The organism is Bradyrhizobium sp. CCGE-LA001 (assembly GCF_000296215.2).
Lineage (GTDB): Bacteria > Pseudomonadota > Alphaproteobacteria > Rhizobiales > Xanthobacteraceae > Bradyrhizobium.
This window is the reverse complement of the sequence record NZ_CP013949.1, coordinates 2918914-2943436: the sequence shown is the minus strand read 5'-3', so window position 1 is coordinate 2943436 and position 24523 is coordinate 2918914. Positions and strand designations below refer to the sequence as shown.

The following is a 24523-nucleotide window of genomic DNA, read 5'->3' as shown; positions in this document are numbered from 1 at the left end:
GATTGGTAGCATAATACTGAACATTTCCCTGCAGTGGCCGTCCGGCACAGGCGGCGCGGCCAAGTCTGGTTCCCCATAGCAGCCTTGCACGACGTATGTCTCGCGAACCCCCGTTTTGGCTCGACCGCATCGCACCCGATGCCTAATCGTCGGCAAACGATCTTGCCCGTCGATGTTCCATGGCCCGAAGACCACGGACGGATTCGATTTCAAAAGGATACCAAACCTAAAGGCTTGCCACGTAGATTTTTGAGCTGACATCCACCATTGGCGGGACAATGAGCACGGCTGCGACGTCCTTTCCGGAGAGGAATGCCGCTGAAGTCGCGGATCTCGTCCTCACACCCGAGGCCGCCGCGCCCGAAGTCCGCATGCGCCGGACCCGGCAGCGCCGCCAGATGTATATCGGCCAGGTCGCAAGCTACTCGCTCGGCGCCTCGGTCCTGTTGCTATACGCCTTTGACGGCGCGATCTCCCTCGACGTTGCCTCGTTGTTCTGGTTCGGCGGGCTCCTGACCATCGGCACGTTCGCCGTGCTCTCCGAAGCCGGTGTCGGCGACAGGTTCAGCGACCACTATCTCACCGTATTCCAGATTTCGGCGCACACGGCGCTACAGTTCGTGTTCCTGCTGTCGGTACCGACCATCGGCGTCACCTTCATCAGCGTGCTGTTCCTGATCTTCGCCTTCGGCTCGCTGCGCATGACCTCGGCGCAGGCGATGCTGACCTGGGCGATCGCGACCTGCGGCCTTGCCGCGGTCTTCCTTGCCTCCGACCTGCCGATCGGCCTGCCCGTCGCAACGCGGCTGCAGCGGACCGCCTCCATGCTGTGCTTCGTGCTGGTGATCGGCCAGTGCGCCTTCCTCGGCCTGTTCGGCGCGACGCTGCGCAAGGTCCTGTATCGGCGCAGCATCGAGCTGAAGGCCGCATATCAGCGCATCGAGGAGTTGGCCGAGCTCGACGAGCTCACCGGCTCCTACAACCGCCGCTGCATCATGCGGCTTCTCGATGCCGCGATCGAAACATCCCGGCAGGCATCGGCGCCTTGCGCGATCGCGCTGATCGATCTCGACTGGTTCAAGCGCATCAACGACGCTCACGGACATCCCGTCGGCGACGAGGTGCTTCGCACCTTCGCGATCACAGTTTTCGCCAACATCCGTTCGGCCGACAGCTTCGGCCGCTATGGCGGCGAGGAGTTCCTGCTGCTGCTGCCGGGAACCGACGGCAAGGCGGCGGCAAGCATGCTCGAGCGCTTGCGCAGCATCGTTGCCGATCTCGACTGGAGCGCATTCTCTCCCGGCATGCGCGTGACCATTTCCGCGGGCGTCGTGACGCTGCGCGAATCTGATACTGCCGACACGTTCCTCGCCCGCGCCGACAGCGCGCTCTATTCCGCCAAGGCACAAGGGCGCAACCGCATTTCAACGAACTGACCAATTCATTTTTCCCGGCGCGTGAGAAGACGTCGCCGGAGCAAACGCTCCAGGACAGGGCAATGAGATCGAGATCCATGAAACCATCCGAGAACCTGCTCGAGGAATTGCAGGCTGCGCTCTCGCACGGCACCGTCGCGCGCCGGGTCGAGACGCTGCGCCGCGTCACCGACCTCTTCGTCGGCAACGCAATGGATTATTCCGACGACCACGTCCGCGTGTTCGACGACGTGTTCCAGTGCCTCGTCGAGCAGATCGAGACCTCGGCCAGGGCGCTGCTCGCCGACCGCCTCGCCCCGATCGCAGCCGCGCCGCCCGAGATCATCCGCACACTGGCGCTCGACGAGGTGATCGAGGTGTCCGGGCCTGTGCTGTCGAAATCGGAACGGCTAGACGAGGCGACCCTGATCGAGATCGCGCGCACCAGAGGCCAGGCGCATCTCAAGGCGATTTCGCTCCGGCGGGTGCTGTCCGAGGCCTTGACCGATGTGCTGGTGACCCGCGGCAACGAGGACGTGGTGCAGTCGACCGTCAGCAATCCGGGCGCGCGCCTCTCTGAGGGAAGTCTCACCGATCTCGTCACCCGCGCCGAACGCGACGACGAGCTTGCCACCTGCATCGGGCAGCGGCCCGATTTGCCGCGTCATCACTATTTGAAGTTGGTCGCGAAGGCCTCCTCGAGCGTGCGTAGGAAGTTGGCGGCTGCGCACCCCGAACTTGCGGACGAAGTGTCGAGTGTGGTCCAGGAAGCGGCCCAGCGGGTCCGCACCGCTGCCATGACGAAGCAGACCGAGATGGCGCGCGCACTGGTGAAGTCGCTGTACGACGACGGCCGCCTCAACGAGTTACAGGTGACTGCTTTCGCCGAGCAAGGCAAGTTCGACGAGACCAATGCGGGGCTCGCCGCGCTTGCGGGCGTCGCGGTCGAGACCGCCGAGAACATGATGATCGAGAGCCGCACCGAGGGCGTGATGATCCTCGCCAAGATCGCGGGTATGTCGTGGCCGAGCGTGCGCGCGATCATCGCCATGCGCGAGAAGCTCGCGGGCGGCTCGCAGACCGACATGCTGACGCTGCGCGACACCTACGAAGCCCTGCGCTCATCGACTGCGCAACAGGTGCTGCGCTTCCACCGCATGCAGCAGAACACGACGCCGGCGTGAGTGGCGGCCGGTCAATACCGCAACACCCTCGATCCGACCGCCGCGCCGATCGCGGTCACCACCGCGGTCGCGAGCGTGTACCAGGTCGCAACGAACAACGGAGAATCGTCGGTGCAGTGCGAGGCGTAGAGCGTCGCGGCGAGCCCGGCCGACACCAGGCCCGCGAGCGCACCGGCGAGCGCGGGGCGTGACGGCGCGCCGTGGCGCAGGCCGAACAGCGCCCCTGCCAGAAGCGGCAGCGACATTGCGGGGATCGCGACCAGGCATACCCTGGAGTTCTTGCCCATCATGCGCATCGTCATCGGCATGGCCGGCGCCATCATCATCTCGCCACCGATCGCGACCGCGAGCAGTCCGACGGGGAGCAGCAAGAGCCAACCCCAGCCGCGCAGCAGCGCCTCGGGCCGCGACAGATGCAGGCTGACGATGATGGCGGGAATCGCGAGCGAGAGCGTCACCGCGAATTTCATGTCGAAGAACGGATTGCCCATCGCGTTCATCAGATCCGACCGTACGCCGAGGAAGGTCGCGAAGATCAGGATCGACAGCGGCGCGGCCACCAGCAGCGCCATGGTCAGGACGGCGCCGACGCGCGGCGCGCGATGGTCGTTGTCGGCCGCGAGTGAACGAATGAGTTGATCGGTATCCATGGCTACTGGTCCCGCAGTTTGGCAGTCAGCGCAGCAAGCCCGCGATGCAGTGCGACCCGCACCGCACCTTCGCTCATCGCAAACTTCGCCGCCGTATCCTTGATCGAGGCGGCCTCGACCGCGATCGACTGCAGCACGTCGCGCTGGCGCTGCGGCAGGGTGCCGAGCTGCGCGGCGACCTCGCCTGCCGAGGCCGTCTCCTGCGGCGCCTCGCCCGGCAGCGTCTCGGCGAAATCGTCGATATTGACGAAGACACGTTTGCCGCGCCGCCGCAGCGCATCGATCAACTTGTTGCGGGCGATCGCGAACAGCCAGGGCGCGAACGGGGCTTCGCTGTCCCAGGTGTGCCGCTTCAGATGCACCGCCAACAAAATCTCCTGCACGATATCCTCGGCTTGATGGGGAGGCTGGCCGGCCCGCGCCAGCCCACGCCTCGCAGCGGCGCGCAACACCGGCGTGACCGCCTTCAACAGACGATGATAGGCCGCATCATCGCCTGCCATGGCCGACCGCATCAGGCCGGTCCATTCATCTTCACGTCCGCGCACGCGCGCCCCTCACCATGCAATTCGGCCGCTCTTTCAACTTGTTACGCAGGCAGCCAAGTGCTCACGAACTCGTGATCAACCCGATGCCACCCATCCGATACGGCCGTAGGAATCCGTGACGGCTCATAACACCGATCGGTCCTCTCCGCATCGGTCGGGCGCGCAAGCGGCCGGCTGCCCCGTTTTTGCCCGGCGTGGCCCGAAGATTCCCATTTTCTGCCCCGCTGTCGTCACGCCCCAGGGTCTCTGTTCGTTCCTGGGACGGGCGGAATTGGGGAGATCGTCAACATGATCAAAGCGAGCGGACGCGCGGCCCTCATCCTTGCGGCCGGCCTTTTCTTGCTGCTTGGCGGCGTTGCACAGGCGGAGCCGAGCTCGACCGGCAAATCGGACAGCGCGGGCAAGCAGGCCGACACGGCCAAGCCTAGCAAGCAGCGGCGCCATGAGTCTGGCCGTACCGGCGATGGCAAGACGGCGCAGAAATCCGGTGACAAGGCCGACAAGCAGGACGCCACGGCAAAGGCCGACGAAGCCAAGCTCGGGAATAAAACCAACAACGATGTGCCGGCCGCGAGCCAGATGCCGCCGGAAGTCGCCAACGCCAATGCGCAGATCGCGGCCGCCGACACCCCGACCGCGGCTGCGGCCTCCGCGATGACGGGCCGTGCCAACGACAACGTCCAGGCGGCGGCCGACGATACCGCCAACGGTGCCGCCCCAAATGCCGAGCCTCAGGTGGTGGCTCCCGATCAGCTCAACGACGTCGACCGTGCCCTGCAACAGGACAACCCGCCGGCGCAGAAGGCCGTGATCGCCGCAACCGAAGCGCAGCCGCGCCCCGCACCGGTGATGGCAAGCAGCCAGCAGAGCTCGGCCTGGGACCAGAGCTCCCTGATCGGCAAGATCTTCATCGGCGTCGGCACGGTGCTGACGCTGGCCTCGGCGGCGCGCATGTTCATGGCCTGATTGCCAGTTCCACCAGGGCGCGCGGCTCGCGCGTTCTGGTCCGGCCCCCTTGAAGCCCACCGCGCCAGCGGGCACATTGCCCGCCCAATCAAAGCGTGGGTGGAGCATGAGCACGTTCGAACACATCATCGTCGAAAGCATCGATGCGGTCGGCATCATCAAGCTGAACCGGCCGAAGATGCTCAACGCGCTCTCGTTCGGCGTCTTCCGCGAGATCGCGGCCGCCGTCGACGACCTCGAGGCCGATGAGGCCATCGGTTGCATCGTCGTGACCGGCAGCGAGAAGGCCTTTGCCGCCGGCGCCGACATCAAGGAGATGCAGCCGAAAGGCTTCATCGACATGTTCTCCGAGGATTTTGCCGCGATCGGCGGCGACCGCATCGCACGCTGCCGCAAGCCGACCATTGCGGCGGTCGCGGGTTATGCGCTCGGCGGCGGCTGCGAGCTCGCCATGATGTGCGACGTCATCATCGCCGCCGACACCGCGAAGTTCGGCCAGCCCGAAATCACGCTCGGCACCATTCCAGGCATCGGCGGCACCCAGCGCCTGACCCGCGCAATCGGCAAGTCGAAGGCGATGGACCTCTGCCTTACCGGGCGCATGATGGATGCGGCCGAGGCCGAGCGTAGTGGCCTCGTCAGCCGCATCGTGCCGGCCGACAAGCTGATGGACGAGGTGATGGCGGCGGCCGAGAAGATCGCCTCGATGTCGCGCCCTGCCGCCGCGATGGCCAAGGAAGCGGTGAACCGCGCCTTCGAGACCACGCTGGCGGAGGGCATGAGCGTCGAGCGCAACCTGTTCCACTCGACCTTCGCGCTGGAGGACCGCTCCGAGGGCATGGCGGCGTTCATCGAGAAGCGCAAGCCGGTGAACAAGAACCGGTAGAGGCCCGCCCGCGGTAAGGCTGGTGTAAGGCCGTCTCGCTGCCCGCGGAACTTCTGTGACGAAGCTGCAACAAGCACGGATTTCATGGGGGTTTCCCCCGCGGCAGTTTGCCTGCGGGACCTGCGCTGGTTAAACAGTTAAGAGGGCCGCCGTCGGCGGGGGCGGACAGGCAGGGTTGCGGGTTTACATGATTGGGCGTGCCGCCAGAGCTGGTCGCGTGATGATGCGGCATCGATCGGGCGTGGCTCCCGTGTTTGCGACATGGGCCACACTGGCGCTTTCTTGCGCCCTGTCCTCGGCCGCATCGGCAGAAGCCCTGCCCGAGGCCCTCGCCAAGGCCTACCAGACCAATCCGCAGCTCAACGCCGAGCGCGCGCGGCAGCGCGCGACCGACGAGAACGTGCCGCAGGCCCTCGCCGGCTACCGCCCGCAGATCGTGGCCAGCCTCAGCGCCGGCCTGCAATCCGTGCGCAATCTGCTGCCCGACAACACCGTTCAGACCGCCAATCTGAAGCCATGGATCATCGGCGTCACCGTGACGCAGACCCTGTTCAACGGCTTCCGCACCGCCAACAGCGTGCGGGCCGCCGAACTCCAGGTGCAGTCGGGTCGCGAGGCGCTCCGCAATGTCGGCCAGGGCGTGCTGCTCGATGCGGTCACCGCCTACACCAACGTGCTTGCGAACCAGTCGCTCGTCGAAGCGCAGCGCTCCAACGTCGCTTTCCTCCGCGAAACACTCTCCGTCACCCAGCGCCGCCTCAACGCCGGCGACGTCACGCCGACCGACACCGCCCAGGCCGAAGCGCGCCTCAACCGCGGCCTTGCCGATCTCAACGCGGCCGAAGTCGCGCTCGCCGTCAGCCAGGCCACCTATGCGCAAGTGATCGGCAATGCGCCATCGCAGCTTCGGCCCGCCGAAGCCGTCGACCGCTATCTGCCGAAAAGTCGCGAAGACGCAATGACGATGTCGATCCGCCAACATCCGGCGGTGATGGCCGCAAGCTTCGACGTGGACGTCGCCTCCACCAACATTCGCATCGCCGAAGGCACGCTGCTGCCGAGCGCCAGCATCCAGGGCAGCGCCAGCAAGAGCCGCAACAACGACCCGACGCTCGGCACGTTCGCCGAAGACCAGGCCTCGATCGTCGCCAACGTCACCGCGCCGATCTATGACGGCGGCCAGGCCGCGGCGCAGACCCGGCAGGCCAAGGAAATCACTGCGCAGAGCCGGCTCGTGCTGGATCAAGTGCGCAACCAGGCGCGCACGGCGGCCGTCAGCGCCTGGGTTGCCAATGAAGGCGCCAAGGTCACGGTCTCGGCCTCGGAGTCCGAGGTGAAGGCCGCGACCGTCGCGCTGCAGGGCGTGCAGCGTGAGGCCGCCGGCGGTCAGCGCACGACCGTGGATGTGCTGAACTCGCAAGCGGATCTGATCCAGGCCAAGGCCCGCCTGATCGGCGCGCAGCGTGACCGCGTCATCGCCTCCTACACGCTGCTCAGCGCCATCGGCCATCTCGACGTCAAGACCTTGAACCTGAACACGCCGGACTACCTGCCCGAGGTGCATTACCACCAGGTCCGCGACGCCTGGCACGGCCTGCGGACGCCGTCGGGGCAGTAGAGGTCGAAGCTTTCCCTTCGCTCCTGCGAAAGTGACGCCGCCATTGGGCGTGCTGCGATCCCACGCGCCTCGCACCTGTGCTAAGGTCGCTCGTCAACAACGAAGCAGGAGAGAAACCATGCTCAGCCGGCGCGGCGTGCTCTTCGCCTCCCTGGCCGCCGGAGTAGCCATGACCAGCAAAGCCCATGCCCGCGCGGCACAGCCCGCAACGCCCATCAATTTCGAGGTCCCGGCGCATGCCTGCGACTGCCACACCCACATCCATGGCGACGTCGAACAATTTCCGTTCTTCGCCGGGCGCGTCTACACGCCGGAGCTGGCGAGCCCTGAGGAAATGGCCGCGCTGCACAGGGCTCTGCATATCGAGCGCGTGGTGATCGTCACGCCCAGCGTCTACGGCACCGACAACGCCTCGACCCTGTTCGGCATGAAGGCGCGCGGTGCGACCGCGCGCGGGGTCGCCGTGATCGACGACAAAGTCAGCGAAAGCGCGCTCGATGCGATGCATCAGGACGGCTTCCGCGGCATCCGCCTCAATCTCGCGACGGGAGGCGTCAATGATCCCAACATCGGCCGACCGCGCTTCACCACCGCCGTCGAACGCATGAAGGCGCGCGGCTGGCACGTGCAGCTCTACACCACGCTCGCTATGATCTCGGCGATCAAGGACCTCGTCGAGACGGCGCCGGTGCCCGTCGTGTTCGACCATTTCGGCGGCCTCGAGGCTTCGCTCGGGCTGGAGCAGCCGGGCTTCTCCGATCTCGTCGCGCTCGTCAAATCGGGCAAGGCCTATGTGAAAATCTCGGGCGCCTATCGCTCATCCAAGCTCGCGCCCGACTATCAGGATATGGTGCCCTATGCCCGCGCATTGATCGCGGCGAATGCGGATCGCATCGTCTGGGGCACCGACTGGCCGCATCCGGACTCCAGCCGCGTCGAGGGACGCAAGCCCACCGACATCGCGCCACTCTATCAGATCGACGACGGCCGCCTGCTCAATCAACTTGCGGTGTGGGCGCCGGACGCGGATGTGCGCAAGAAGATCCTGGTCGACAATCCGGCGCGGCTCTACGGGTTCTGACGATCAGCGCGCGCGGCGCGAGAAGAAAGAGATCAGCACCGGCAGCGTCACCAGGATAACCAGCGGCGCCAGCATCATGCCGGTGACGACCACGACCGCGAGTGGCTTCTGCACCTGCGAGCCGATGCCCTCCGACAGCGCTGCCGGCAACAGGCCGATGCCCGCGACGACGCAGGTCATCAGCACCGGCCGAAGCTGCAGCTCGCCGGTACGGATCACCGCGCTCATGCGGTCCATGCCTTCTTCGATGAGCTGGTTGAACTGGGACAGGATGATGATGCCGTCCATCACCGCGATGCCGAACAGCGCGATGAAGCCGATCGCCGCCGAGACGCTGAACGCCGTGCCTGATATCAACAGGCCCAGCACGCCGCCGAAGATCGCCATCGGGATCACGCTCATTGCCAGCAGCGTATCGGTCATCGAGCCGAAATTGAACCAGAGCAGGACGCCGATCAGCGCAAGCGAGATCGGCACCACGATCGACAGCCGGCGGATCGCGTCCTGGAGATTGCCGAACTCGCCGACCCAATCCATGTGCGAGCCGGGCGGCAGCTGCACCTGCTCGGCGATCTTCTGCTGTGCCTCGCGGATCGCGCTGCCGAGATCACGCTCGCGCACCGAGAACTTGATCGGCAGATAACGCTCCTGCTGCTCGCGATAGATGTAGGCGGCGCCGGAGACGAGATTGATGTTGGCGACCTCGCTCAAGGGAATCTGCGTGACGGTGCCGTTGGGCCCGGGCGCGCCGATCCGCAAATTGTGGATCGCCTCCGCGCTTCGGCGATATTCCGGCGCGAGGCGGACGATGATCGGGAAGTGGCGATCGCTGCCCGGCTCATAGAGATCGCCCGCAGTATCACCGCCGACCGCGACCTTGATGGTGGCGTTGATGTCGCCGGGCGAAAGGCCGTAGCGGGCGGCCTTGGCGCGGTCGATGTCGATCTGGATGGTCGGCTGCCCGAGCGAGGTGAACACCGCGAGGTCGGTGACGCCCTGCACGGTCGCGAGCACCGACTTAATCTTGTTGGCGGTGTCGGTCAGCGCCTGGAGATCGCTGCCGAACAGCTTGATCGAGTTCTCGCCCTTCACGCCGGAAACCGCTTCGGAAACGTTGTCTTGCAGGTATTGCGAGAAGTTGAACTCGACGCCGGGGAAGCGGTCGTCGAGCTGCTTGAGCAGCTCCGCGGTCAGCTCTTCCTTGTCGCGCGTGCCGGGCCACTGGCTCACGGGCTTGAGCGGCGCGAAGAACTCGGCATTGAAGAAGCCGGCTGCATCCGTGCCGTCGTCGGGACGGCCGTGCTGCGACACGACGGACTCGACCTCGGGCCGGGCGCGGATGATCTTGCGCATCTCGTTGACATAGGTGTTGCCTTCCTGAAGCGAGATGGTCGGCGGCAGCGTGGCGCGGATCCAGAGATTGCCCTCCTCCAGCTTCGGCAGGAATTCGAGGCCAAGCAGCCGGCTGAGCGCCACCGTCAGCAGCACGAGGCCGACGGTGCCGCCGAGCACGATCTTGCGATTGGCAACCGCCCAATGCAGCAACGGAGAATAGATCCGGTGCAGGAACTGCATGACCCGGGTCTCAGTCTCCTCGACATGTGCCGGCAGGATGATCGCGGAGAGCGCCGGCGTGACGGTGAACGTCGCAAGCAGCCCGCCGGCCAACGCATAGGCGTAGGTGCGGGCCATCGGCCCGAAGATGTTGCCCTCGACGCCGGAGAGTGTGAACAGCGGCAGGAAGGCCGCGATGATGATCGCCGCAGCGAAGAAGATCGATCGCGAGACGTCGGCGGCCGCGCTGAGGATGGCGTGGCTCTTCATGCCGAACAGCGTCTCTGACGACATCTGCTCGGCATCCGACATCGGCGTCGTCTGCGTCAGGCGGCGGAAGATCGCCTCCACCATGATGACCGTGCCGTCCACGATCAGGCCGAAATCGATCGCGCCGACCGACAGCAGATTGGCCGATTCCCCGCGCAGCACCAGGATGATCACCGCGAAGAACAGCGCGAACGGAATGGTGGCGCCGACGATCAATGCGCTGCGGAGATCGCCGAGGAAGATCCATTGCAGCAGCACGATCAGCAGAATGCCGACGACCATGTTGTGCAGCACGGTGTGGGTGGTGAGGTCGATCAGGTCCTTGCGGTCGTAGATGCGCTCGATGCGTACGCCGGGCGGCAGGATGGACGAATTGTTGATCTGCTGGACGAGTTGCTCGACCCGTTTGATGGTGGGCGTGCTCTGCTCGCCGCGGCGCATCAGGACGATGCCCTGCACGATGTCGTCGGCATCATCGAGACCGGCGATGCCGAGACGCGGCTTCTGACCGACCGTGACCGTTGCGACGTCCTTCACCAATACCGGATTGCCGCCGGTCTGCGCTACCATGGTGTTGGCGAGATCGTCGATCGAGCGGATCAGGCCGACGCCGCGCACCACGGCGGATTGCTGGCCGATATTGACGGTGTTGCCGCCGACATTGACGTTGGAGTTGCCGACGGCCTGGAGCAGTTGCGGCAGCGTCAGACCGTTGGCAACGAGCTTGTTGAAGTCGACCTGGATCTCGTAGGTCTTGCTCCTGCCGCCCCACCCGGTGACGTCGATGACGCCGGGTACGGCGCGAAAGCGGCGCTGCAGGATCCAGTCCTGGATGGTCTTCAGGTCGAGCACGCTGTAATTCGGCGGTCCCACCAGGCGATAGCGGAAGATTTCGCCGATCGGACTGAGTGGCGAGATCTGCGGCTGCACGTTGCCCGGCAACGGCGCGAGCTGCGCCAGCCGGTTCAACACCTGCTGCTGCGCCTCGTCATAGGTGTAGGCGAAGGAGAACTGGATTTTGACGTCGGAGAGGCCGTACAGAGAGATGGTGCGGATGGTCGTGATGTTCTTCAGACCCGCGACCTGGGTCTCGATCGGGATCGTGATGTAGCGTTCGATCTCTTCCGCCGACAGGCCGGGACTTTGCGTCACGATGTCGACCATCGGCGGGGTCGGGTCCGGATAGGCCTCGATGTTGAGCTGGTTAAACGCGATCAGGCCGCCGACAAAGACGGCGACGAACATGCCGACCATCAGAAAGCGCCGGTTGACGGCGAGAGCGACGAGACGATCCATTCAGGTCTTCAATTTCTTGGGTCGTCGATCAGCTGCCGGATGCCGCGCGGTCGATGAACAGGCTGCCTTTGGTGACGATCTGCTCGCCGGGATTCAGATTGCTGGTGACCTCGACGAGGTTGCCGTTGATGAGGCCGGTCTTGATCTGACGCAGCTCGACAGATTTGTCGTCCCGCGCGACCCAGATGCGGACCTTGTCGGCTTCATAGATCAAAGCCTGTTTCGGCACCGCCGGCGCGGCACGGTCGCCGGCCGAATAGATCGTGACGTTGGCGAACATCTCCGGCTTGAGCAGGCCTTCCTTGTTGTCGATGGTGGCCCGGACCAGCAGGCGGCGGGTGCTGGGATCGATCGCAGCGGCGACATAGTTGATCCTGGCGGTCAGCGGCCGGCCGGGCAGCGCCATCACGTTGACGCTGATGTCCTGGCCAATGCAGATCGCTGCCGCATCGCTCTCGCGCACGAACGCGGTGAGCCAGACCGTGGAGAGGTCGCCGATCACGAAGACCGGATCGCTGGCGCCGGAGCTGACATACTGGCCGGGGCCAATCTTGCGCTGCACGACGGTGCCCGAGATCGGCGAGTAGATCGTGATCTCCGGATTGATGACGCCCTTCTCCTGAAACGCAGAGATGGTCTCGTCGGTGAAGCCGAGGATGCGCAGCTTGTTGCGCGCAGCCTCGAGCGCCGTTCCCGAGGAGCGCATGTCGTTCCGTGCCTGGACCTGGGTTGCTTCCGCCTGCTGATAGTCCTTCAGCGGAATGGCATGGCCCTCATAGAGGTCCTTGGCGCGCTTGAACTGGATGTCGGAAAGCTCGAGCGCCGACCTTGCCTTGTTCTGCGAGGTCATCGCGGCGATGAAATCGTTCTGGGCCTGGACCGTGTCGGCGGCTTCGATCGTGAACAGCGGTTGGCCTTGCTTCAACATCTCGCCCGGCTTGGCGAGCAGCTTGGTGACTCGGCCTGCATAGGGCGAGAACACCGGCGTGGAGCGGTCTTCGTCGACCGCGACCTTGCCTTCGGTGACATATTCGGCCCGGAAGCTCTTGGCCTTGACCGGCTCGATCGTCAGCGTCGCCCATTCCGACGGCGTCGGCGTGAAGGTCTGCGCATTCTTCCGCGACTGACTCGAAATCTCGGAATGCTTCTTTGGCTTGGCTCCCGAATACGGAAAGCCGTAGGCGGCGGCACCGGCAACAGCCAGTAAAACTACGGAAGCGATCATCCGTCGTTTTGTAAACACCTGCGATCGCTTGGTATTCTCAACTACCATTGGGCCCGGTCGCTTCTGCGACGATCTCGGCAAATGATTGCCCGCATCGGTCGCGCTAATAGTGCTGAATTCTGATTTCAAACAACCTAAAAAACGCAGGACGCCTCGCGGTTGACGTTAAAAGTTTCCGACTTGTCAGCTTCGTGTCAGCTTCGCTCCGGCCACCGTGCCGGATGACTGCCGAGCGGCATTGCCGGACGGCTCCATTGCGCCGGCGTTTTCGACAGCAGCGCCGAATGGCGCACTGCCTTCAACATACCGAAGCCAGATGACATGCGTTCGATGAACGCAGTATGTACAGCCTCGCCCGTAAGATCCGGGGTGATCAACCCGCCGCCGAGCCGACCGAGATCCCACAGCCATCGTCCCGTCTGCGCCAGCGATACGCGCACGTGCCAGCTGCCACCTTCGCGCGCCTGGCGCGCTTTGGCCATCATGGCGCCGAACGCCATCAGATATCCGGTGGCGTGGTCGAGGATCTGCGCCGGCAATTCCTTGGGGCCGTCGATGCCGGCGGCCCTCCCTTCCGCATCGTTGAAGCCGGTGGTGGTCTGCACCAGCGAGTCGAAGCCGCGCCGCTCCGCCCAGGGGCCGGCATGGCCGTAGGCTGACAGCGTTACACAGACGATGCCCGGATTGATTTCGGCGGCGTCTTCCGGCGCGAAGCCGAGAGCCGCAAGTGCGCGCGGGCGATAGCCTTGCGAGAAGATGTCGGCGTCCTGCAATAACGCACGTAGCTGCGCCCTGCCCGCCTCGCTCTTGAGCTCGATGAAGGTCGTGAGCTTGCCGCGCCCAGTGTCGATGGTGAGCCAGTCAATCGCGGGCAACTCGGGGCCTGATACCAGCAGCACGTCTGCGCCGTGCGCGGCGAGCGTTCGGCCCGCGACGGGACCGGCGATGACGCGGGAGAGATCGAGCACGCGCAGGCCTGCGAGCGGGCGGTCGTTGTTCGATGATCTTTGCGGCCACGGTTTTGGCGCGGCCTCGCCGATCTTCTCGATCGAGATCAGCGGCAATTGCGCGAGCGCACGCGCTTGCGGCGATGCAGACCATTCGTCGTAAGAGCGCATCAAAGCAACGACGCCGCCCGCGGCGTAAGCCGCAGTCTCGAAATCCTCGCCCTTCCATCGCGTCAGCGCCGCCTGCACCTTCTCGCGCTCCGGCTCGCAGCCGAGCACCCCGCAGACGGCGTCGCGATGATGCGGAAAATTGGTGTGGCAGCGCACGAAGCGGCCATCGCCCGTCCTGTAGACGCCGGCGATGGCATCCCAGGCCGGCGGCGGCGGCTTGTCGTCGAGGCGGAGGTATCGCTCCGAACGGCATTCGGCGACGGCATGGCGGATGTCGACGGAGACGCCCTGCACCTCACCGCTGCGCAGCCGCCAGATTTCGGCGGCAGCAAGGCCTGCGGCGGCGATCGTGGTCTGCCCGGCGACCGCTACGCGAAACGAGGACGGGATCTGCGGCTCCTCGCCCGTCAGCCGCACGCGGTCGAGTGCAGCCGGATCCCCGCCGACGGAGGTCCAGATGTCCTTGAGAATGTCCGCCGGGCTTTGCATGACCGCTTCTCTCCCGCTCGGATGCGCATGGTACTCGGAAAACCACTGCAGACTCTTCCGGATCATGATCTAATTTTCACCTTCCCACGATCACAGAAAGGATTGCAATGGCCGCCATCGATCCCCTCACCGCGGGCGCCGTGTTCATCGCAACGGCGGCTACCGACGCGGTCTATGTCATGTTCACCTCGGCCGTGATTGCGCGCAAGCGCATCCCGGCGGCGAACTGGAGCGCGGTCTGGTACATGCTGTCCTCCTATGCGGTGATCAGCTACACCGATAATCCCTTCTATGTCGCTTTCGCGGCGATCGGCTCCTGGGCCGGCGCCTACGTCTCACTGACCTACCTGCACCGCCCGCCCGGCGGCCCGCCGGTGGGGGCGGCACCGGAGTGAGGATTGCGTGCCTCTCTCTCGACGTCATTGCGGAGCCCTTGCGACGAAGCAATCCAGACTGCTTCCGCGGATGCATTTCTGGGTTGCTTCGCGGAGCCTGTCATCGGGCCGCGCTTCGCGCGGACCCGTTGGCTCGCAATGACGATGAGGAGGCTTCTGTGTTTATCCTGAAGGGGATACACTCGCACACGACCACAATAAGGAAAACCAGACAATGGATCTCGGCCTCAAAGAAAAGAACGCCATCGTGCTCGGCGGCACGCGCGGCATCGGGCGGGCGATCGCGGCGACGCTGGCCGGCGAAGGCGCCAATGTCGCGGTGTGCGCGCGCAACGCCGATCAGGTTGCGGCGACCGTGGCTGAATTGAAGGCGAGCGGTGTCAACGCCACCGGCGGCACGGTCGACGTCACCGATGGCGCGGCGCTTAAAAGCTGGATCGAAGGCGCGGCAAAGGAGCTCGGCGGCCTCGACCTGTTGTTCTCCAATGCCGGCGCGATGGCGCAGGGCGGCGACCCTGCATCGTGGGAGCAGAATTTTCGGCTCGACGTGCTCGGCGCGGTGCATGCGTTCGAGGCTGCCCGGCCGTTCCTCGAAGCAAGCGGCGCCAGAAGCGGCGACGCCGCCGTCGTGATCATCTCGTCGATCTCGGCAGCGCAGGCGGACACCGCCAGCTCCTACGGTCCGATCAAGGCTGCGCTGATTCACATGGCCAAGGGGCTTGCGCGGCAATATGCGAAGAAGAAAATCCGCGTCAACGTGGTCTCGCCCGGTACCGTCTATTTCAAGGGCGGCGTCTGGGAGATGATCGAGAAGAACATGCCGGATCGTTACAAGGACGCGATGAGCCGCAACCCGACCGGCCGCATGGCGACGCCGCAGGAAATCGCGAGCGCGGCCGTGTTCCTGGCGAGCCCGGTGTCGGGATTCACGACCGGGTCCAATCTCGTCGTGGATGGCGCGATCTCGAACCGGGTGAATTTTTGAGGGAAGCTGGCTTGCCGAGCTCTCTCCTCCGTCATGGCCGGGCTTGACCCGGCCATCCACGCGCTGCCTAGCTCGCTGAAAGACGTGGATGCCCGGGTCAAGCCCCGGGCATGACGACCGAGAATGAGGCGCGCCGTCGTTGCAAACAAATTCGCTGCGGCGCTCCGCTACTCACTCAATGAAAATCCCGCGACGGCGGCAGGATGCGGACGTTGCGGGGATGACGGACTTTCTGCGCCGGCATGTCCGCGAGGGCGCGGGGGTCTTCGTTGAGCGGCTCGACCACCGTGGCGCCGGCCGGCACCGGATGCTTGCGGCTTAAGGCATCGCCTGCGAGGCCGACCAAATCATGCGAGCGGTCGACCATGCGCTGGGCGATCAGATGTGTCACCTTTTCGGGGCTGCTCTGGATGTAGCCTTCGACCAGGATGAGGCGCGCGCCCATCACTTCTTTCCGGTACTGCTCCATGATCTTGGGCCAGACCACGACATTGGCGATGCCGGTCTCGTCCTCCAACGTCATGAACACGACGCCGCTGGCGCTGCCGGGCCGCTGCCGCACCAGGACCACACCGGCGCAGCGGACGCGGCGCCGCTCGTTCTCATGGCTGACATTCTTGCAGGCGACGACGCGCTCGCGCGAGAACATCTCGCGCAAGAACTCCATCGGATGTCCCTTCAGCGACAGGCGGATGGTCTGGTAGTCGGCGACGACCTGCTCGGCGCGCGGCATCACCGGCAATGGTTTGGCGCCTTCGTCCGGCTGCTCGCGCGCGGTCGCCGCCTCGAACAGCGGCAGCGGCACGTCGTCGGGCAGCCGCCGCACCTGCCACAGTGCCTCGCGGCGGTCGAGCCCGAGCGAGCGGAACGCGTCGGCATCCGCCAGCAGGATCAGCGCGCGCTTGGGCAGGCCGGTGTCGCGGGCAAAATCTTCGAGCGAAGTGAAGGGACGGCGGTTGCGGGCCGCGACGATGCGGTCGGCCCAGTCGAGCACTCTCTCCACGTTGTCATTCCGGGGCGCGCCTCTTGGCGCGAGCTCTGGTGCGCAATTGCGCACCTTAGAATCCATATTCCCGATCGGGGTTATGGATTCCGGGCTCGACGCTGACGCGCCGCCCCGGAATGACAGCTGGGAGCGTTTCAGCCGCTCCTCATCCTCATCGAGCCAGTGAAAACCGTCGATCTGGCGGAAGCCAAGACGGACGGCGCAATATTTGCCGTTTCCCTCCTCCAGCGTGTTCTGCGCAAAGCTGTAGGACACATCGATGTCGCGCACCTCAACGCCGTTCTTGCGGGCGTCGCCAACGATTTGCGCGGGTGCGTAAAAGCCCATCGGCTGCGAGTTCAGCAGGCCGCAGCAGAAGGCGTCGGGGTGGTAATGCTTCAACCATGAGGAGATGTAGACGAGCTGCGCAAAGCTCGCCGCATGGCTCTCAGGAAAACCATAGGAGCCAAAGCCTTTGATCTGATCAAAACAGCTTCTGGCAAAATTGGCATCGTAGCCGCGCGCGACCATGTTGCCGATCAGCTTCTCCTCGTATTGGCCGATGGTGCCGACATTACGGAAAGTTGCCATCGAGCGGCGCAGGCCGTTGGCCTCCTCGGAAGTGAAGTGCGCGGCCTCGATCGCGATCCGCATCGCCTGCTCCTGGAACAGAGGCACGCCCAATGTCTTGTGCAGCACATTGTAAAGCTCGTCCTTGTCGCCGTGGTCCGGCGACGGAGACGGGTAGCTCACTTTTTCCAGCCCGTTCCGCCGTCGCAAATACGGATGCACCATGTCGCCCTGGATCGGACCCGGGCGCACGATCGCGACTTCGATGACGAGATCGTAGAACGTCCGCGGTTTCAGGCGTGGCAACATGTTCATTTGCGCGCGGCTTTCGACTTGGAATACGCCGAGCGACTCCCCGGCACACAGCATGTCGTAGACCTTGGGATCGTCTTGCGGGACGTTCGCAAGCACAAAACGCTCACCTTTGTGCTCATCGATCAGATCAAAACATTTCCTGATGCAGGTCAGCATGCCCAAAGCGAGCACGTCGACCTTCATCATGCTCAGCGCATCGACGTCGTCCTTGTCCCATTCGATGAAGGTGCGGTCGTCCATCGCGGCGTTGCCGATCGGCACATAGGTGTCGAGCCGGTCCTGCGTCAGCACATACCCGCCGACATGCTGGGAGAGATGACGCGGGAATTCGATCAGCTCGGTCGCAAGCTCGACCGCGAGATTGATCATGGGATTTTTGGGATCGAGCCCGGCCTGCCTGACCTGCATGTCGTTGAGGCCCTTGCCCCAGCTTCCCCAGACGGTGTCGGCAAGCGCAGCGGTGACGTCCTCGGTCAGGCCCAGCGCCTTGCCGACGTCACGGATGGCGCTGCGCGGACGGTAATGGATGACGGTAGCGATGATCGCGGCGCGGTGGCGGCCGTAGCGGCGATAGACATATTGCATCACCTCCTCGCGCCGCGAATGCTCGAAATCGACGTCGATGTCGGGCGGTTCTAGCCGCTCCTTGGAGATGAAGCGCTCGAACAGCAGATCGACCTTGGTCGGATCGACCGAGGTGACGCCGAGCACATAGCACACCGCCGAGTTCGCCGCCGATCCCCGCCCCTGGCACAGGATGTTCTGGCTGCGTGCGTATTGGACGATGTCGTGTACGGTGAGGAAGTAATGCGCGTATTTCAGCTCGGCGATCAGCGCGAGTTCTTTCTTCAGCGTCGCGCGCAGCTTTGCGTCGATCTTGTCGATGCCGCCGAAATATTTGTCGACGCCCGCCCAGGTCAGATCCTCCAGATGCCCTTGCGCGGTCTTGCCCGGCGGCACCGGCTCGTCGGGATATTGGTATTTGAGCTGGTCGAGCGAGAAATTGATCTTGTCCGCAAAGCGCATGGTCTCCGTGACTGCCTCAGGGAAATCGCGGAACAGCCGGGTCATTTCCTGCGGCGTCTTCAGGAAGCGCTCCGCATTGGCTTCGAGCTTACGCCCGATGGCCTCGATCGTGGTCTTTTCCCGGATGCAGGTCAGCACGTCCTGAAGAGGACGGCGTGCGGGATCGTGATAGAGCACCTCGTTGGTCGCAAGCAGCGGGACCTTTGCCTGCATCGCGAGGTCATCGAGTCGCGCCAGACGGCGCCGGTCGTCGCCGCGATAGACCAGGCTCGCCGCCAACCACACACCCGCGGCGCGGCTGCCCCTGAGCTTTGCGAGAACATCCAGCGCTTGGGCGGGGTCGAAGCGATGCGGCAGCGTCAGGACCAGGAGCTGTCCTTCCGCAAATTCCAGCAGATCGGCAAAGGTGAGACGGCACTCGCCTTTCTCGATCCGCGTGATGTCGTCGCCACGCTTGCCCTTGGTGAGGAGCTGGCACAGCCGGCCATAGGCCGCACGGTCGCGCGGATAGACCAGGATATCAGGCGTGCCGTCGATGAAGACGATGCGAGCGCCGATCAAGAGTTTCGGCTTGTGCAGCACCTTGTCATTGTCGAGCTCCTTGTAGGCCCGCACCACGCCGGCCAGCGTGTTGTGATCGGCGATACCAATCACGGGAATGCCGAGGATGCTGGCCTGATGAACATAGGCGCGCGGATCCGAACCGCCGCGCAGGAAGGAGAAATTGGTGGTGATGCCGATCTCGGCATAAGCAGGCGTAGTCATGCGAAGAGACCATGCACATACCATTTCGCGGGAATGGATTTGCCCTCCTTGTCAATCAACTCGTCATAGAGCCCGTCGCGAAAGATCCAGAAGCGCAGGCCTTCGGCGTCCTCGATACGGAAATAGTCTCGCGTCGATTGCTGGCCGCCCCGCCACCATTCCATGGCGATGCGCTCCGGTCCTTCCACCCGCACCACCGCATGTTTTGCACGTCGCCAGGTGAATTGATGCGGCGGACCGTCGGGCACGGTCGCAAACGGCACCGTGACCGGTTCCGGCTTGTCGAACAGCCGCAACGGGCGCAGCGGCGGCTCGCTCTCGGCCCGCGCCGGCCATTCTGCCTGCATGGCAGCGGCGAGATGATGCTGCGCCGGCGCGGCCAGCACCGCGCATTCGGGAATATGGGTATCCTCAGGCAGGTGCACGACGACGCGTTTTCCTCCGATGCGCGCGGCGATGCGGTCGATCAACGCGGCAAGCTCGTCATTGTCGTGGACATGAGCGTCGAGATCGCGTTGCTCCTGCACCACGATCTCGGTGCGGCTTGCCGACAGCCGCACCATGTCGAAGCCGAAACCGGGATCGAGGGGATCGGCGAGCGCATCCAACCGTTCGCGGAACAGGCGGTCGATCACCGCGCTTTTCGTCACCGGCCGCCCGGTCTCGACCATGATCGTACGCACCACGCCGTCGGTGCGGAAGAACGCGGCCTCCAGGCGCCGCGCGCCCTTGCCCTGCTTCTCCATCGACGTAACAAGCGTGTCGGCCAGCCGCGACAGCGTCATCGCGATCATGGTGTCGGTCGCGATCGGCTCGGCAAAGCGTTTCTCCACGATGTAATCGGGCAGCGGTTTACGCGGATTGATCGGCGCATCGCCCTGCCCCAGCGCATGCGCCAGCAGCGCGGAGAAGCGCGCGCCGAACCGCGCCGTGATCTCGTGGGCGCTGCGCGAGGCGACATCGCCGATGGTCTTCAGGCCGGCGCGGCGCAGGCCGGTGGTGACGGCCTCGCCTGCGCCGAGCGCGGAGATCGGAAGCCGGCTGATCGCCTCCGCCTCCTCGCCATCGGCCACGATGGTGCCCGTGGCCTGCCGCGTCAGCGTGCGCGCACAGACCGAGGTGCCGGCGATCGCCGCGCTGACGACAAAACCCTGCCGGGCCAAGGCACGGACCAGCGTTCGCAACAACGCAGCCTCGCCGCCGAACAGATGCGCGCAGCCTGTGATGTCCAGAAACAGCCCGTGTGGCGGATCGAGCGCCACCAGCGGCGTGAAGCGGTCGCACCAATCGGCAATGTCGCTGAGCGTCTTCGCATCGGCGACGGTATCGGCATCGAACACACGCAGGTCCGGGCACATCGCCCGCGCGTTGGCCAGCGGTTGGCCGATATAGAGGCCGAGGCGCTCGGCGGCCTCGTCCAGCGCATGGATCACCAGTGCATTGTTGTCCTTGATGACGACGATGCTGGGCGCATGATTGGTTTTACCCAGCCCGGCGCTGCCAAGGAACCGCTGAATCCGGTCGATGGGCAGGCGCGGCAGCCACAGGCTGAGAATACGTCGACGGTTCACTGAACTGGCACTCATCACAATTCCATTCCATGATCCACCGGCCGCACGGGCCGTGACGATTGCGCAAGAGTTCAGCATCGAAGCGCGGCGCGCCCCAGGCACTCCATGCCGTGCCCGGCGGCGAATGCGCCGCACGCAGCATCCATCGGGTCTCCGCGGTCGACGGCAGCGGCTGCGCGGCCATGCGCAGCAAGAGGCCGGTGACGCCGGAAGATTGCGCGGCGAGCGTCAGCTTGCGGCTCGCCACCAGATCAAACTGCTTGGTCTCGCCCCACAGCTCGAGCACGACGGCGCCGAGCGCATCGCAGGCGAGTGCGTCGGCCGAGGTGCGCAGCGCACTCTCGACATCGGCGGCGCGCACCATCACCACGCGACGTGGATCGAGCCCGAGCTCGGCAAGCCCGCTCATCGACAGCGCGCCGGTTTCGATTTCAGAAAAATCCTGCCGCACCCACAGCAGCGGTTTGCGGGCCGTCACGCGGCCTGCAAGCCCGCTGACGAACCCCGTTGCGGCGGCGCCCTGACGCCCCTCGCAAAACACCTCATGGATCGCCGCGCGCGCGAGCCCGCCCTTCAGCACGCGATCGGCCTCGCCATGGCCGAGCGCAACGCGATCATACTGATGCACGACCTCCGCCGTCTCGATGCGCTCGATCTGGCCGCGCAAGGTCGCAAGCGCGCTCATCCGTGCGCCGCTCATGCTCGCCGCTCCTCAGGAATTTGATGCCGTGATCTCCAAAAGAAGAACCTACGGCTGGCTCATTTGTTCATGATATGTTCTAATATAAAGCTAACGGCGCGCAGAGAGTCAATCGAATTGCCGCGCTTTTGGATTCGTGAGTTGAATCAAAGGGATTCCGATATGGACGTACAACGCAAGCTGGAAATCCTGGCAGACGCCGCCAAGTACGACGCGTCCTGTGCCTCCAGCGGCACCGAGAAGCGGGATTCCAGCGACGGCAAGGGCATGGGCTCGACCGCGCCCGGCATGGGCATCTGCCATTCCTACGCGCCGGACGGACGCTGCATCTCGCTGCTCAAGGTGCTGCTGACCAATGCCTGCAACTACGACTGCCTCTATTGCGTCAACCGCGCCTCCTCCAACGTTCCGCGCGCCCGCTTCACCGTCGATGAATTGGTCAAGCTCACGCTCGACTTCTACCGGCGCAACTACATCGAGGGCCTGTTCCTCTCCTCCGGCATCATCCGCAGCCCTGATTACACGATGGAGCAAGTGGTCAGCGTCGCGCGAAAGCTGCGCGAGGAGCATCACTTCCGCGGCTACATTCATTTGAAGACCATTCCGGAGGCCGACGATGCGCTGATCGCGGAGGCCGGCAAATATGCCGACCGTCTCTCCATCAACATCGAGATGCCCGAGGAGACGAGCCTGCAGCAATTCGCGCCGGAGAAGGACGTGCGCGCGATCCGCCGCACCATGGGCCGGCTGCGGCTGAAGCTCGACGAGGCCGAGGAAGACCGCAACGCGAAAACGAAAGCGAAACCGCAGCGCTTCGCGCCCGCAGGGCAAAGCACGCAAATGATCGTCGGTGCCGACGCAGCCTCCGATCAGACCATTCTCCACACCAGCGCCAATCTCTACGGCGCCTACCGGCTGCGGCGTGTCTATTACTCCGCGTTCAGCCCGATCCCCGATGCGAGCCGCGCCTTGCCTCTGATCCAGCCGCCGCTGCTGCGCGAGCATCGGCTCTACCAGGCCGACTGGCTGATGCGGTTCTACGGCTTCGACGTTGCGGAGATCGTCGACGACAGCGCGATGCTGCCGCTCGACATCGATCCGAAGCTCGCCTGGGCCTTGCGCCACCGCGACCGCTTCCCGCTCGACGTCAACCGCGCCAGCCGCGAGGAATTGCTTCGCGTGCCGGGCTTCGGCACCAAGACCGTCGAACGCATCATCGCAACGCGGCGCACGACCACGATCCGTCTCGCCGATCTCGCGCGGCTGCATGTCCCCCGGAACAAGGCGATGCCGTTCATCGTCCTCAGCGACCACCGGCCGACGCCGCATCGGCTCGATGCTGTCGGGCTCATCGAACGGTTCAAGCCGAAGGCAACACAATTGGGGTTTGGCTTCTGATGCAGTACATCACCCTGGACACCGAAACCGATTTCGACGGCTGGCGCAAAGCTGCGCGCACGCTCGTGCTGCATCATGTCGAGCCGCGCGACGTCACCTGGGCCGTGCAGGGCGGCGAAGCGGATTTGTTCGCACCGCCCTCGCCCTCTCCGATACTCGAAGTGAATGATGGCACCTTCAGCGTCCCGGCAAAATTCGTCGAGCTCGCCAAGGCCGCGATCCTGCATCGCGACGGCGAGCGCTTTGCGATCCTCTATCGCCTGCTGTTCCGGTTGAAGGACAATCACGATCTCATCGATGTCGCGATCGACCCCGACGTCGCGCAGGTCACGGCCATGGCGAAGGCGGTTCATCGCGACGAGCACAAGATGCATGCCTTCGTGCGCTTCCGCGAGATCGGCAGGGAACGCCAGGCGCATTACGTCGCCTGGTTCGAGCCGGAGCATCATATCGTCGAACTCGCCGCGCCGTTCTTCGCCAAGCGCTTCGCCGACATGCCCTGGTCGATCCTGACGCCGGACCTCTGCGCGCATTGGGACGGCCACGGGCTCTCGTTCACGCCAGGCGTTAGCAAGAGCGAGGCGCCGGGCGAAGACCGGCTGGAGGAAACCTGGCGACGCTATTACGCCAGCATCTTCAATCCGGCCCGGCTGAAGGTGAAGGCGATGCAGGCCGAGATGCCGAAGAAATACTGGAGGAACCTGCCCGAGGCCTCGATCATTAAGCCTCTGATCGAGGATGCCGAGCGCATGACCGGCGCCATGATCGCCAATGCCGCAACCGATCCGCACAAGCCTCAAAAGCGGCCGGAGGCTCCGATGATACGCAAGACTGCCAGCAACGACCTCGAAGCCCTCCGCGAGGAAGCCGCGCATTGCCGCGCCTGCCATCTCTACAAGGACGCGACCCAGACCGTGTTCGGCGAGGGCCCGAGATCCGCCAACATCATGCTGATCGGCGAGCAGCCCGGCGACAAGGAGGACCTCGCCGGCCATCCCTTCGTCGGCCCGGCCGGCCAGATGCTGGATCGCGCATTGGAGGAAGCCGGCGTCGACCGCAAGAAGGTCTATGTCACCAACGCCGTCAAACACTTCAAATTCGTGCCGCGCGGAAAGATCCGCCTGCACCAGAAGCCGAACACGCCGGAGATCCGGGCGTGCCGCCAATGGTATGAACGGGAAGTTTCGGCAATCCAGCCCGATCTCATCGTCGCGATGGGGGCCACTGCCGCGCAAAGCGTGTTCGGAAAGATCACGCCCATCGGCAAGACCCGCGGCCGGCTCATCGACCTACCCGACGGACGCAAGGCTTTGGTGACGGTGCACCCGTCCTATCTGCTGCGGCTACCCGATCCGGAGGCCAAGGTACTGGAATATCGGCGTTTCGTCGAAGACTTGAAGATCGCGGCCAGCTTGCAAAAGAAGGCTGCACGGGCGGCCTGAACACCGGCAGGAACACCCCTTCACGCCCTGGTTGTCATCCGGCCTTCAAATCCATCACGGACAATACCCTT

General features: G+C 64.6%; 18 protein-coding genes. 10 read left to right on the top strand and 8 right to left on the bottom strand.

The window, feature by feature from the left end; genetic code table 11:
* The first annotated feature begins 278 nt into the window (after positions 1–278).
* On the top strand, positions 279–1436 hold the full coding sequence (locus tag BCCGELA001_RS13670) for a GGDEF domain-containing protein (protein ID WP_008553394.1): 1158 nt from the start codon (positions 279–281) through the stop codon (positions 1434–1436).
* A gap of 62 nt (positions 1437–1498) precedes the next feature.
* Positions 1499–2599, top strand: a complete 1101-nt coding sequence (locus tag BCCGELA001_RS13665) for a DUF2336 domain-containing protein (RefSeq protein WP_060735539.1) — start codon at positions 1499–1501, stop codon at positions 2597–2599.
* 11 nt (positions 2600–2610) lie between these two features.
* On the opposite strand, the gene BCCGELA001_RS13660 is transcribed toward BCCGELA001_RS13665, so the two are convergent.
* Together BCCGELA001_RS13660 and BCCGELA001_RS13655 are read right to left on the bottom strand one after the other, a co-directional pair.
* Positions 2611–3249 carry an NrsF family protein gene (locus BCCGELA001_RS13660; RefSeq protein WP_060735538.1) on the bottom strand — a complete coding sequence of 213 codons (639 nt, stop codon included), beginning with the start codon at positions 3247–3249 and terminating at the stop codon, positions 2611–2613.
* Positions 3250–3251: 2 nt separating this feature from the next.
* Positions 3252–3797, bottom strand: a complete 546-nt coding sequence (locus BCCGELA001_RS13655; RefSeq protein WP_060735537.1) for a sigma-70 family RNA polymerase sigma factor — start codon at positions 3795–3797, stop codon at positions 3252–3254.
* Between the two features lie 288 nt (positions 3798–4085).
* Here BCCGELA001_RS13655 and BCCGELA001_RS13650 point away from each other — a divergent pair, with 288 nt between their 5' ends.
* The 4 genes from BCCGELA001_RS13650 to BCCGELA001_RS13635 all read left to right on the top strand — a co-directional run bounded on the left by BCCGELA001_RS13650 (position 4086) and on the right by BCCGELA001_RS13635 (position 8348).
* The gene (locus BCCGELA001_RS13650) at positions 4086–4763 is read left to right on the top strand and encodes a hypothetical protein (protein ID WP_060735536.1); all 678 of its coding nucleotides are present in this window, start codon (positions 4086–4088) and stop codon (positions 4761–4763) included.
* A gap of 106 nt (positions 4764–4869) precedes the next feature.
* The gene (locus BCCGELA001_RS13645; protein WP_008553390.1) at positions 4870–5649 is read left to right on the top strand and encodes an enoyl-CoA hydratase; all 780 of its coding nucleotides are present in this window, start codon (positions 4870–4872) and stop codon (positions 5647–5649) included.
* Positions 5650–5869: 220 nt separating this feature from the next.
* A complete protein-coding gene (locus tag BCCGELA001_RS13640) occupies positions 5870–7267 on the top strand; it encodes a TolC family outer membrane protein (protein WP_060735535.1) in 1398 nt (465 codons plus the stop codon).
* Between the two features lie 118 nt (positions 7268–7385).
* Positions 7386–8348, top strand: a complete 963-nt coding sequence (locus BCCGELA001_RS13635; RefSeq protein ID WP_060735534.1) for an amidohydrolase family protein — start codon at positions 7386–7388, stop codon at positions 8346–8348.
* 3 nt (positions 8349–8351) lie between these two features.
* Here the strand turns inward: BCCGELA001_RS13635 and BCCGELA001_RS13630 are convergent, their stop codons facing one another.
* The 3 genes from BCCGELA001_RS13630 to BCCGELA001_RS13620 all read right to left on the bottom strand — a co-directional run bounded on the left by BCCGELA001_RS13630 (position 8352) and on the right by BCCGELA001_RS13620 (position 14300).
* On the bottom strand, positions 8352–11468 hold the full coding sequence (locus tag BCCGELA001_RS13630; protein ID WP_060735533.1) for an efflux RND transporter permease subunit: 3117 nt from the start codon (positions 11466–11468) through the stop codon (positions 8352–8354).
* Between the two features lie 28 nt (positions 11469–11496).
* Entirely contained in the window at positions 11497–12741 is a 1245-nt protein-coding gene (locus BCCGELA001_RS13625) for an efflux RND transporter periplasmic adaptor subunit (protein ID WP_060735532.1), read from the bottom strand.
* A gap of 146 nt (positions 12742–12887) precedes the next feature.
* Positions 12888–14300, bottom strand: a complete 1413-nt coding sequence (locus BCCGELA001_RS13620) for a CoA transferase (RefSeq protein ID WP_060735531.1) — start codon at positions 14298–14300, stop codon at positions 12888–12890.
* Between the two features lie 107 nt (positions 14301–14407).
* Here BCCGELA001_RS13620 and BCCGELA001_RS13615 point away from each other — a divergent pair, with 107 nt between their 5' ends.
* Positions 14408–14695 (top strand): hypothetical protein, encoded by a 288-nt coding sequence (locus BCCGELA001_RS13615; protein ID WP_008553352.1) that lies wholly within the window; start codon positions 14408–14410, stop codon positions 14693–14695.
* 214 nt (positions 14696–14909) lie between these two features.
* Entirely contained in the window at positions 14910–15680 is a 771-nt protein-coding gene (locus tag BCCGELA001_RS13610; RefSeq protein ID WP_008553350.1) for an SDR family NAD(P)-dependent oxidoreductase, read from the top strand.
* Positions 15681–15855: 175 nt separating this feature from the next.
* On the opposite strand, the gene BCCGELA001_RS13605 is transcribed toward BCCGELA001_RS13610, so the two are convergent.
* The 3 genes from BCCGELA001_RS13605 to BCCGELA001_RS13595 are packed head-to-tail and all read right to left on the bottom strand — an operon-like array spanning position 15856 to position 21612.
* Positions 15856–19341, bottom strand: a complete 3486-nt coding sequence (locus BCCGELA001_RS13605; RefSeq protein WP_060735530.1) for an error-prone DNA polymerase — start codon at positions 19339–19341, stop codon at positions 15856–15858.
* On the bottom strand, positions 19338–20927 hold the full coding sequence (locus tag BCCGELA001_RS13600; RefSeq protein ID WP_060735529.1) for a Y-family DNA polymerase: 1590 nt from the start codon (positions 20925–20927) through the stop codon (positions 19338–19340). The genes BCCGELA001_RS13605 and BCCGELA001_RS13600 overlap by 4 nt, the downstream gene beginning before the upstream one ends.
* A complete protein-coding gene (locus BCCGELA001_RS13595; protein ID WP_008553334.1) occupies positions 20824–21612 on the bottom strand; it encodes an ImuA family protein in 789 nt (262 codons plus the stop codon). Before BCCGELA001_RS13595 ends, BCCGELA001_RS13600 begins: the two co-directional genes overlap by 104 nt.
* A gap of 162 nt (positions 21613–21774) precedes the next feature.
* On the opposite strand from BCCGELA001_RS13595, the gene BCCGELA001_RS13590 reads away from it, so the two are divergent.
* Positions 21775–23010, top strand: a complete 1236-nt coding sequence (locus tag BCCGELA001_RS13590) for a putative DNA modification/repair radical SAM protein (protein ID WP_060735528.1) — start codon at positions 21775–21777, stop codon at positions 23008–23010.
* A complete protein-coding gene (locus BCCGELA001_RS13585; RefSeq protein WP_008553329.1) occupies positions 23010–24452 on the top strand; it encodes a UdgX family uracil-DNA binding protein in 1443 nt (480 codons plus the stop codon). The genes BCCGELA001_RS13590 and BCCGELA001_RS13585 overlap by 1 nt, the downstream gene beginning before the upstream one ends.
* The last annotated feature ends 71 nt before the right edge of the window (positions 24453–24523 follow it).